This is a genomic window from Nocardiopsis chromatogenes YIM 90109 (genome assembly GCF_000341185.1).
GTDB lineage: Bacteria > Actinomycetota > Actinomycetes > Streptosporangiales > Streptosporangiaceae > Nocardiopsis_A > Nocardiopsis_A chromatogenes.
In genome coordinates this window covers 1-10,212 of sequence record NZ_ANBH01000041.1, presented here as the reverse complement: position 1 = coordinate 10,212, position 10,212 = coordinate 1, and the positions used below count along the sequence as shown (strand labels likewise).

At 72.5% G+C, this 10,212-nt stretch carries 10 protein-coding genes; 1 reads left to right on the top strand and 9 read right to left on the bottom strand.

What is annotated here, in order from left to right; genetic code table 11:
* Positions 1-21: 21 nt before the first annotated feature.
* From D476_RS0103940 to dacB, 8 genes are all read right to left on the bottom strand, one after another.
* A complete protein-coding gene (locus D476_RS0103940) occupies positions 22-480 on the bottom strand; it encodes a nuclear transport factor 2 family protein (protein WP_026123213.1) in 459 nt (152 codons plus the stop codon).
* Positions 477-1,391, bottom strand: coding sequence for a dihydropteroate synthase (gene folP, locus D476_RS0103935; RefSeq protein WP_026123212.1), 915 nt, complete (start codon positions 1,389-1,391; stop codon positions 477-479). Before folP ends, D476_RS0103940 begins: the two co-directional genes overlap by 4 nt.
* A 24-nt stretch (positions 1,392-1,415) precedes the next feature.
* Positions 1,416-2,018 (bottom strand): GTP cyclohydrolase I FolE, encoded by a 603-nt coding sequence (folE, locus tag D476_RS0103930; protein ID WP_017622676.1) that lies wholly within the window; start codon positions 2,016-2,018, stop codon positions 1,416-1,418.
* On the bottom strand, positions 2,015-4,114 hold the full coding sequence (gene ftsH, locus D476_RS0103925; protein ID WP_239648590.1) for an ATP-dependent zinc metalloprotease FtsH: 2,100 nt from the start codon (positions 4,112-4,114) through the stop codon (positions 2,015-2,017). The genes folE and ftsH overlap by 4 nt, the downstream gene beginning before the upstream one ends.
* 222 nt (positions 4,115-4,336) lie before the next feature.
* Complete coding sequence (hpt, locus tag D476_RS0103920) at positions 4,337-4,891, bottom strand: hypoxanthine phosphoribosyltransferase (protein ID WP_017622674.1); 555 nt, start codon at positions 4,889-4,891, stop codon at positions 4,337-4,339.
* A 64-nt stretch (positions 4,892-4,955) separates the two neighbouring features.
* Entirely contained in the window at positions 4,956-5,924 is a 969-nt protein-coding gene (tilS, locus tag D476_RS0103915) for a tRNA lysidine(34) synthetase TilS (protein ID WP_017622673.1), read from the bottom strand.
* Positions 5,921-7,012, bottom strand: coding sequence for a zinc-dependent metalloprotease (locus tag D476_RS0103910; RefSeq protein WP_017622672.1), 1,092 nt, complete (start codon positions 7,010-7,012; stop codon positions 5,921-5,923). The genes tilS and D476_RS0103910 overlap by 4 nt, the downstream gene beginning before the upstream one ends.
* 111 nt (positions 7,013-7,123) lie before the next feature.
* Positions 7,124-8,491 carry a D-alanyl-D-alanine carboxypeptidase/D-alanyl-D-alanine endopeptidase gene (dacB, locus tag D476_RS0103905; protein ID WP_338036229.1) on the bottom strand — a complete coding sequence of 456 codons (1,368 nt, stop codon included), beginning with the start codon at positions 8,489-8,491 and terminating at the stop codon, positions 7,124-7,126.
* A gap of 80 nt (positions 8,492-8,571) precedes the next feature.
* On the opposite strand from dacB, the gene D476_RS0103900 reads away from it, so the two are divergent.
* Positions 8,572-9,102 (top strand): inorganic diphosphatase, encoded by a 531-nt coding sequence (locus D476_RS0103900; protein WP_017622671.1) that lies wholly within the window; start codon positions 8,572-8,574, stop codon positions 9,100-9,102.
* Between the two features lie 193 nt (positions 9,103-9,295).
* On the opposite strand, the gene D476_RS0103895 is transcribed toward D476_RS0103900, so the two are convergent.
* The gene (locus D476_RS0103895; RefSeq protein ID WP_017622670.1) at positions 9,296-9,925 is read right to left on the bottom strand and encodes an RNA polymerase sigma factor; all 630 of its coding nucleotides are present in this window, start codon (positions 9,923-9,925) and stop codon (positions 9,296-9,298) included.
* Positions 9,926-10,212: the final 287 nt, after the last annotated feature.

Below are 10,212 nucleotides of genomic sequence, written 5' to 3'. Positions count from 1 at the left end.
TGTCGATGTCGGTGTCCTGGCTCATTCGGCGGGTGCGCCCCCCTGCTCGCCGTCCTCCTCGTCGTCCGGCATCACCGGGGAGGCGTGGTGCGACCACAGCCGCCACCCCTGCGGGGTGTGCACGAACATGTTGGTGGTGACCACCTGGCCGCCCGCGACGAACCCGGGGCTGCCGTCCTCGGCGGTGAGCACGTTCTCCTCGCACGTCACCATGGCGACGTCGCCGCTGACGCCGATGTGGGTGTCGGTGAGCACGTACTGGATGTAGGGCACGTTCGCCATGATCAGCGCCCAGGCGCGCAGGATCTCGGCGCGGCCGCGCAGCAGCGGCCAGCCCGGGTTGACGCACACCAGGTCGGGGGCCTCGTCCTCCTCGGCCCAGACCCGGTGCATGGCGTCGATGTCGCCGTTCTCGATGGCGCCGTAGAACTGCGCGTTGGCCTCGGCCACGCGCTCCATGACCTCCTGGCGGGACCTCACCGGCCGCTCCCGCCGCGGCCGACCGCGTCGGCGCGGCCCTCGTCGAGCAGGGCTCCGCCGGTGCGCCAGGCGGCGGCCACCCGCACCGCGTCGGCGCTGGGGCGAACGTCGTGCACCCGCACGCACCAGGCGCCGGCGGCGGCCGACAGCGCGGTCAGTGCCAGGGTGGCGTCGTCGGATTCGGAGAACGGGCGGTCGTGGCCGTCGGCGTCGGCCAGCAGTCTGCCGAGGAACCGTTTGCGTGAACCGGCGATCAGCAATGGGCGTCCCAGATCGTCGAAGCGGTCGAGGTGCGCGAGGAGCTGCCAGTTGTGGGCCTCCTCGGGCCTCTTGGCGAAGCCCAGCCCGGGGTCGAGCACGATCTGCGCGGGGTCCACGCCCTCGTCGACCATCGCCGCCATGCGGTCCCGCAGTTCATCGTGGACCTCGGCGACCACGTCGGTGTAGACCGCGCGCCGCTGCATGTCGTGGCTGTGGCCGCGCCAGTGCATGAGGACGTAGGCCACCCCGGCCTTGGCGACCAGCGGCGCCATGGACGGGTCGGCCAGGCCTCCGCTGACGTCGTTGACCAGGACCGCCCCCGCCTGTACGGCGTGGTCGGCGACCTGCGCGCGCATCGTGTCGATGCTGACGGCGACCCCCTGCCGGGTCAGTTCCCGCACGACCGGGACGACCCGGCGCAGCTCCTCGTCCAGCGAGACCCGCTGGGCCCCGGGCCGGGTGGACTCGCCGCCGACGTCGACGATGTCGGCCCCCTGCCCGGCCAGCTCCAGGCCGTGCTCGACGGCGCGGCCGTGGTCGAACCACCGGCCGCCGTCGGAGAAGGAGTCGGGGGTCACGTTGACGACCCCCATCACCAGGCAGCGCTCCCGCCGGGGGAGCCCCGGGAGCCCGTATGTCGTCGACGCCATGCCCTCACCCTACGAGAAGCGGGGTCAGCGGTGGCCCAGGATGAGGCTCATCGCCTCGGCCCGCGTGCGGTCCCGGTTGCGGAAGTCGCCCCGGACCGCCGAGGTGACGGTCTTCGCGCCGGGTTTGCGCACACCGCGCATGGTCATGCACAGGTGCTCGGCCTCGATCACCACGATGACCCCGCGCGGGTCGAGGTGCTCCATCACCGCGTCGGCCACCTGGGTGGTGAGCCGCTCCTGCACCTGGGGGCGGCGCGCGTACACGTCGACCAGCCGGGCCAGCTTGGACAGCCCGGTGATCTGCCCCTTGGCGTTGGGGATGTAGCCCACGTGGGCGGTGCCGTAGAACGGCACCAGGTGGTGCTCGCAGGTGGAGTACAGCTCGATGTCCTTGACCAGCACCATCTCCTCGTGCTGGGCCTCGAACACCGTGGTGAGCACGTCCCCGGGCCGCTGGTGCAGCCCGGAGAACTGCTCGGCGTAGGCACGGGCCACCCGGGACGGGGTGTCCTGCAGCCCGTCCCGGTCCGGGTCCTCACCGACGGCCAGGAGGATCTCCCGGACGGCCTTCTCGATGCGCGCCTGGTCGATGCCCTCCTCGGGCGGGCGGTCGGGCAGAGCGGTCACTCCCCGTCCCCTCTCTGCTCGTCACCGCCGACGGCCGGGTCCTGCCCGTTGCGGGTGTCCCGCCCGTCGTCGGCACCGTGGCCGGACCGCTCGGCGGCGCCGTCGGCCTCGCCCCCGGCCTCGCCGGTGTAGTCGACCTGGCCGTTGCCGGACACCAGGTCCTCCACGTCCTGCGGGCCGAGCAGGGCCAGCTCCTTGGGGGTCTTGATCGGGGGGCGGCCCGACGGCTGGCGCTTGCCGTAGCCGGTGAAGGAGCCGCGCGAGGGGCGCTTGCGCACCGGCGCGAAGATCTCCAGGACCTCCTCCTTGGAGACCGTCTCCTTGTCCAGCAGGTGCAGCACCAGGTCGTCCAGGACGTCCCGGTACTCCACGAGCACCTCGAACGCCTCGTCGTGCGCGGACTCGATGAGGCGGCGCACCTCCTCGTCGATGAGGGAGGCGATCTCCTCGGAGTACTCGCGGGCGTGCGACATCTCCCGGCCCAGGAACGGCTCGGTGTTGCCGGAGCCGAACTTGCGGGCGCCCAGGCGCTCGCTCATGCCGTACTCGGTGACCATGTTGCGGGCCAGCGAGGTCGCCTTGTCGATGTCGTTCGCGGCGCCGGTGGTGGGCTCGTGGAAGACGAGCTCCTCGGCGGCGCGCCCGCCGAGCATCATGGCGAGCTGGTCCATCATCTCCGAGCGCGAGGTGAGGAACTTGTCCTCGGTCGGCAGGGACATGGTGTAGCCCAAGGCGCGCCCGCGCGGCAGGATGGTGACCTTGTGCACCGGGTCGGCGTTGGGCAGCGCGTGGCCCACCAGGGCGTGACCGCCCTCGTGGTAGGCGATGACCTTCTTCTCCGCGTCGCTCATCACCCGGGTCTTGCGCTCGGGTCCGGCCATGACGCGGTCGATGGCCTCCTCCAGGGTGGCCATGTCGATGAGGTCCTTGCCGGCGCGGGCCGACAGCAGGGCGCCCTCGTTGACCACGTTCTGCAGGTCGGCGCCGGTCATCCCGGGGGTGCGGCGGGCGACCACGTCCATGTCGACGTCGTCGGCCATGGGCTTGCCCTTGGCGTGCACCCTCAGGATGCCCTTGCGGCCCTCCATGTCCGGGCGGTCGACCACGATCTGGCGGTCGAAGCGGCCCGGGCGCAGCAGCGCGGGGTCGAGGATGTCGGGGCGGTTGGTGGCGGCGATGAGGATGACGCCGGTCTTGACGTCGAAGCCGTCCATCTCCACCAGCATCTGGTTGAGGGTCTGCTCCCGCTCGTCGTGGCCGCCGCCCATGCCGGCGCCGCGGTGGCGGCCGACGGCGTCGATCTCGTCGATGAAGATGATCGCCGGGGCGTTCGCCTTGGCCTGCTCGAACAGGTCGCGCACGCGGGAGGCGCCGACGCCGACGAACATCTCGACGAAGTCGGAGCCGGAGATGGAGTAGAACGGCACCCCGGCCTCACCGGCCACGGCGCGGGCCAGCAGGGTCTTGCCGGTGCCGGGCGGGCCGAACAGCAGCACGCCCTTGGGGATCTTGGCCCCCATGGACTGGAACTTGGCGGGGGTCTGCAGGAACTCCTTGATCTCCTGCAGCTCCTCGATCGCCTCGTCGGCCCCGGCCACGTCGGCGAAGGTGCTCTTGGGCGTGTCCTTGCTGATCAGCTTCGCCTTGGACTTGCCGAAGTTCATCACCCGGGAGCCGCCGCCCTGCATCTGGTTCATGATGAACAGGAAGATGGCGATGATGATGACCAGCGGCAGGAAGCTGAAGAGCAGCCCCGTCCAGATGCTCTCCTGGGGCACCTCGACGTCGTAGGAGTCCAGCTGGCCGTCCTGCTCCAGCTCGGCCAGCCGGTCGGCGATCTGCTGCCCCTGGTCGCCGACCCAGTAGGCCTCGTAGACCTCGCCGTCGTCGGTGGTGACCTCGACCCGCTGCTCCTTGTCGACCAGCTTGGCGTTGTCGATGTCGCCGTTGTCGACCAGCTGCAGGACCGTCGACGTGTCTTTCTTCTCCGGGCCGGAGCCGCCCCCCAGGCCGGTGAAGTTGAAGACGGCGAAGAGGATGATGCCGATGGCCAGAATGTACAGCCACGGCCCGCGGTACAAACGCTTGAGATTCATCTATACGGAACCCCGCTGGGTCCGTCCCTCCTGACCAGGCGGCCTCTGCCCCGACACGGCGTTAGGGCACCGGGCCGGAAACGGGACCTATCGGACACGTAATTCGAGTAATCTATGCCGGGGTGACCGACGCTACACCCCGCCCGTGATCGGTCGCACTGCTGCGACGCGCCGTCATGACGGCAACGCGCGCACCGCCCGAGATGTTCCCGGCGTGCCCGGTCACCGCTCGTAGACGTGCGGCGCGAGGGTCCCGATGAAGGGCAGGTTGCGGTACTTCTCGGCGTAGTCGAGCCCGTAGCCGACGATGAACTCGTTGGGCAGGTCGAACCCGATGTAGCGGACGTCCAGGTCGACGTCGAAGGCCAGCGGCTTGCGCACCATGGTGCACACCTCCACCGACTCCGGGCCGCGCGAGCGCAGGTTGCCGATCAGCCAGGACAGCGTCAGGCCGGAGTCGATGACGTCCTCGACGATCAGGACGTTGCGGCCGGAGATGTCGGCCTCCAGGTCCTTGAGGATGCGCACCACCCCCGAGGACGTGGTCCCGGCCCCGTAGGAGGAGACCGCCATCCAGTCCATCTCCGCCGTGTGGGACAGCTCACGGGCCAGGTCGGCCATGACCATGACGGCGCCCTTGAGCACCCCCACGAGCAGCAGGTCCTTGCCGGCGTAGTCGGCGTCGATCTCGGCCGCCAGCTCCTTCAGCCGCGCCTCGATCTGCTCTTCGGTGACCAGCACCTTCTCCAGGGCGTCACCCATGTCCTTGGCGTCCACGCTCGTACGTCCTCGCTGCTCGGATCGCGGTCCTTCGGAACGCAACCAGGATAAACGGGCGAAGTCATCCGAACTCCAAGGCTCCGTCCGAGCGCCGCGCGCCGCGGCCCCCGGGCAGGTCGACGCGGGTCTGGCCGCGCCACTCGGACACCAGGCGGTCGACCTCGGCGACGTGCCGCGCGCTCAGCGCGCCCGCCGGACACCCCGCCGCCACGGCGGCGCGCCGCAGCACCCGCGTGCGCACGGCGCGCGGCAGCTCCTCCAGGGCGCGCACGTCCAGGCGGCCGCCGCCGAGGTCGGCCGCGCGCGCGGCGGCGGCGGCCCAGCCGTCCAGTGCGTCGGCGTCGTCGCGGAGCAGGTCGGCGGTGCGGGCGAGCGCGGGGGCGATGCCCGGTCCGATCTCCTTCTCCAGCGCGGGCAGGGCCGCATGGCGCACGCGCGCGCGGGCGAAGGCGGGGTCGGCGTTGTGCGGGTCCTCCCAGTGGCGCAGCCCCATGGCGGCGCAGGCCTCACGCACCCGCGCGCGCTCCATGGCCAGGAAGGGGCGCACGTACCGGCCGGAGCGCGGTGCCATGCCGGACAGCGATCGCGCGCCGGACCCGCGCGCCAGCCCCAGCAGCACGGTCTCCGCCTGGTCGTCGGCGGTGTGGCCGAGCAGGACGGCCGCCGCTGAGGTGCGGTCGGCGGCCGCGTCCAAGGCGTCGTAGCGGGCGCGGCGGGCGGCGCCCTCGGGGCCGCCGTCGCGGCCCACCCGGACGGCGGCGCGCTCGACGGGGTCCAGGCCCAGGCCGTGCAAGGCGTCGGCGACCTGCCCGGCACGGTCGGACGAGCCCGCCTGCAGGCCGTGGTCGACGGTCACCCCGCCGACGCGCAGCCCCATGCGGGGCACGGCGAACGCCGCGGCCCCGGCCAGCGCCAGCGAGTCCGCCCCGCCGCTGCAGGCCACCAGCACCAGGGCGCCCTGCTCCAGCCCAGCCAGCGCGCGGCGCACCGCGCGCCGGACCTCGGCGACCGCGGGGGGCGGCCCGCTCACGCCTCCCGGGCCGGGGCCCCCGGCCCGACGACGCGCGCGATCCAGGACTCCGGGTCGCGGATCTCGGCCATGGTGGGAAGCGTCTCGGGGGACTCCCAGACCTTGTTGAAGTCCTCCATGCCGACCTGGGCGACGACCTTGCGGACGAAGACCGCGCCCTCCTCGTACTGCTTCATCTTCAGGTCGAGGCCGAGGAGCTGGCGGATGATGCGGTCGATGCGGTTGGCGCCCTCGCGGCGGCGCTGGAACCGGCGGCGGATCGTCGCCACCGACGGCACGACCTCGGGCCCGACCGCGTCCATCACGTAGTCGCCGTGGCCCTCGGCCAGCGTCATCACCGCGGTGATGCGGTCCATCACCTCGCCCTGGGCCTCGCTCTGGAAGGCCTGGATGAGGCTGCCCTCGCCGCCGCGCACCACCTCGGCCACGGCCTCCCCGGCGGCGCGCAGCCGGTCGAGGAAGGCGGCCGCGTCCATCTCCGAGGACAGCAGCAGGTCCTGCATCTGCTCCTGCACGTACCCGCGCAGCCAGGGGGTGGAGCTGAACTGCATGCGGTGGGTCTCCTCGTGCAGGCAGACCCAGAGCCGGAAGTCGCGCGGGTCCACGTCGAGCTCGCGCTCGGCCTGCACGATGTTGGGCGCCACCAGGGTCAGGCGGCCCGCGGGCGCGTTGCCGTCCGGGTCGGGCGGCAGGAAGAGCTCGTACTGGCCGAGCACCCGCCCGGCCAGGTAGGACAGCACCGCGCCGAGCTGGGCGCCGGTGACGCGCGAGCCGACGGCGGTGGTGAGCGCGCCGGCGGTGCCGGCCCCGGCGGCGGCGCGCTCGGCGCCGAGCCGGTCGAGGATGGGCTCCAGCACGGTGCGGAACCCGTCGACGTTGGCGCGGATCCATCCCGGGCGGTCGACGACGACCGCAGGCCCGGCCGGTTCCAGCGGGTCCATGCCGGTGAACTCGCGCACGTGCCCGCGGGCCTGCTCGGACAGCTCCCGGAGCTGGGAGACGGCCTGCCGGGCGTCGGAGAGGTCCACCTGGGGGCCAGGGCGCACGAGGCGGATCCCGGTGTTGACGGCTACGTCCCAGTCGATCACAGTCACGCCCTCACCGTACCCGCGGGGAGGTGCGCCAAGGCGGTGCGTGCGGATTTTCCGGGTTTCCTCAGGGAAAGCCCCTCAGACGCCGCTCAGGGACGCGCCCGGCGCTCAGGAGCACCCGCAGGAGGCGACCGCCGCCGCCAGCTCGTCCAGGCTCGACCCCGAGGCCGCGTCCCCGCTGGACATGAAGGCGAACACGAGCAGCCGCCCGTCGGCGTCGTAGACCGTCCCGGCCAGGGTGCTCACCCCGCTGAGCGTGCCGGTCTTGGCGCGCACCACGCCCGCGCCCGCCGCGGCCCCGCTGGAGTCGCCGTAGCGCCCGGCGAGGGTGCCGCTGAAGTTGCCGGTGGGCAGGCCGCTCAGGACGTAGCTCAGGTCCGGGCGCTCCGGGTCGGAGGCGGCCAGCAGCATGTCCGCCAGGGCGTGCGGGGAGATGCGGTTGTCCACCGACAGGCCGCTGGCGTCGGCCAGCTGCACCCCGCCGACGCCGAGCCGGTCCAGCACGTCGGTCATGGCCCGGGATCCTCCCTGGAAGGAGGGCTCCTCCCCCTCGGCGATGGCGGTCTGGCGGGCCAGCGCCTCGGCGACGTTGTTCTCGCTCGCCAGCAGCATGTGCTCCACGAGCGCCGAGACCGGCGGGGAGGAGACCGAGGCCACGGGGTCGGCGCCGTCGGGGGCCGTGGCCGGTTCCGGTCCCCCGCGCACCTCCACGCCCTCCTCGCGCAGGGCGTCGGCGAAGGCGTCGGCGGCGGTGCGCGGCGGGTCGTCCACCCGGTCGCCGTACTTGTCGTTCCGGTCCTCCCGGCCGCCGTCGATCATCAGCGCGTGCACCGGGGCGACGGAGCCCTCCCAGACGTAGTTGTCCTTCCAGCCGGGGCCGGTGGCCGAGCCGGGGTAGAGGGTGTCGTCGTACCCCAGGTCGACGGCGTCGACGCCGCGGTCCTCCAGCGCCCGCGCGGTGCTCTCGGCCAGCCGGTCGAGCGTGGCGGGCTCCGGGTAGGTGCCGGGGTCGGCGTCCCGGGTGAGCGTCGGGTCGCCGCCGCCGACGAGGATGAGGCGCTCGCCGTCGAGGACCGCGTCGGTGGCGATGCGCCGGTCGGGCCCGGCGGCCTCCAGGACGGTCAGCGCGGTGGCGATCTTGGTGGTGGAGGCCGGGACGGCGCCCCGGTCGGCGTCCCGGTCGAAGACCCCCTCGCCGGTGGCGGCGTCGGCGACATAAGCGGAGAGTCCCTCACCCAGCCCCGAGTCGGACATGGGATCATCGAGGTGGTCCGCCAGGCGGCCGGGGTCGACCGGGTCGGCTCCGGGTAGGTGGGCGGCCGTCTCCTGCTGGGCGTGCGCGACAGGGTAGGGCACCGCGGGCAGGGGTCTCGACCCGACCAGGTCCGCCGCGACAAAGCCCGCCACCAGCACGAATATGGTGAGCATGGCCAAGGCCAGGAGCACACCGGACCGTTTCGTCCCCAACTCCGCCACCTGCCTTCCTCCTGGCTCCGCCGCCGCGTGACCGCTGGTACAGACAAGCGACACTAGTCGTAAGGGAAGCCGAGAACAGCATGAAATTCGACGTCACCATCGAGATCCCCAAGGGCGAGCGGAACAAGTATGAGATGGATCACGAGACGGGCCGTATCCGCCTCGACCGCATGCTGTTCACGTCCACGAGCTACCCCGCGGACTACGGGTTCATCGAGGGGACGCTGGGCGATGACGGCGACCCGCTGGACGCCCTCGTCCTGCTGAAGCAGCCCACCTTCCCGGGCTGCCTGATCCGCTGCCGCGTCGTGGGCATGTTCCGCATGCGCGACGAGGCCGGGGGCGACGACAAGCTGCTCTGTGTGCCGGCGACGGACCCGCGCATGGAGCACATCCGTGACATTCACCACGTCAACGAGTACGAGCGGCTGGAGATCGAGCACTTCTTCACGGTCTACAAGGACCTGGAGCCGGGCAAGTCGGTCGAGGGCGCCACGTGGGTCGGCCGCCACGAGGCCGAGCAGGAGGTCATCTCCTCGGTGACGCGCGCCGAGGAGAAGGGCGTCCACGGGGACCGGTCGCACATCGACCTCGAAGACCAGGTGTCCTGAGCGGACCCGTCCGAGGAACCCGCCGAGGGGCCCATGCGCCGTGCGCACGGGCCCCTGCTGTTCTTCCGGGGGACGTCCGGTCTTTCGGGGGGACGTCCGGTTTCCGGCCGTTCCGCCCGCCGCGCGGCGGAACCGCCGGATAGGCGACGGAACCGCCGGTTGTGCGGGGGAACCGCCGGGCCCCGGAACGGGGTCAGCGGGAGGCCATCGGGGGCACGCCCATCCAGGTGGGGACGCGATCGGTCTCGGCGCGGGTGTAGACGTAGACCGCCAGCACGACCAGCAGGACGGCGCAGGCGGCCACGGCCAGGCGGGGCAGGAGCGCGCAGACCCTGCCCCCGCTGCGGCGGGAGGGCGGCACGGGGAAGCCGTCCTCGTCGAAGGCGTCCGCCCGGTCGGCCACGTGCGCACGGTGCCCCTCCAGGCCCGGCCCCAGGGCGCCGCTGAGCACCCGAAGCCGCAGCCCGGGGGGCGGATCGGCCGACGGCGCCGAGTATTCAGGGTCCGGCCGCGCCGGGTATTCAGGGTCCGGCCGCTCCGGCTGGGGGGCGGGCGTCTCGGGCGGCCGGTGGTGCTCGCACTCGGCGAGGGCGACGGCCAGCAGCCATTCACGCAGCCGCCCCTCGTCGCCGAGGCGGTCGATGTGGGCCCCGGCGACGATGAAGGTGTCCCGCAGGGCGGCCTGGGCGGAATCCGAGTCCCGCAGGAAGGCGCGGCAGGCCCGGTACAGCTCGTCTCCGTAGGCATCGAAGAGCCGAGCGTAGGCGCATGCCGCGGACGGTCGACTGGATCTCAGGGCGAGGGCAAGGTCCCGGTCCATCATGTGACAGGAATCTACGGCCCATGCACCCCATTGAGGAGACTTTCGACGAAAAACGCCACGAAGGCCTGATTTCCGCTCCTTTCCCGCACCCTCCGGCCATGCCCGCCTCCATAGCGCGCGCGAAGAAGGGGTCGGAGCCCCACACGTCGTCGGCGGGATGCCGTGGGAGGTGGCGGGAAGCGGCGACGGCGACGACCGGAACAGCAGGTACCCCGCTTAGAGCCGCTTGCCGGGCGGCGGGCCGCCGGAGCGCAAAGCGGAAAGGGCGGCGACGACGCAGCTCGGCG

Bases quoted from the DNA above. Each gene is read 5' to 3' on its own strand.
- folP (WP_026123212.1), bottom strand. From the start codon at position 1,391: ATGGCGTCGACGACATACGGGCTCCCGGGGCTCCCCCGGCGGGAGCGC.
- D476_RS0103895 (WP_017622670.1), bottom strand. From the start codon at position 9,925: ATGATGGACCGGGACCTTGCCCTCGCCCTGAGATCCAGTCGACCGTCC.
- D476_RS0103900 (WP_017622671.1), top strand. From the start codon at position 8,572: ATGAAATTCGACGTCACCATCGAGATCCCCAAGGGCGAGCGGAACAAG.
- ftsH (WP_239648590.1), bottom strand. From the start codon at position 4,114: ATGAATCTCAAGCGTTTGTACCGCGGGCCGTGGCTGTACATTCTGGCC.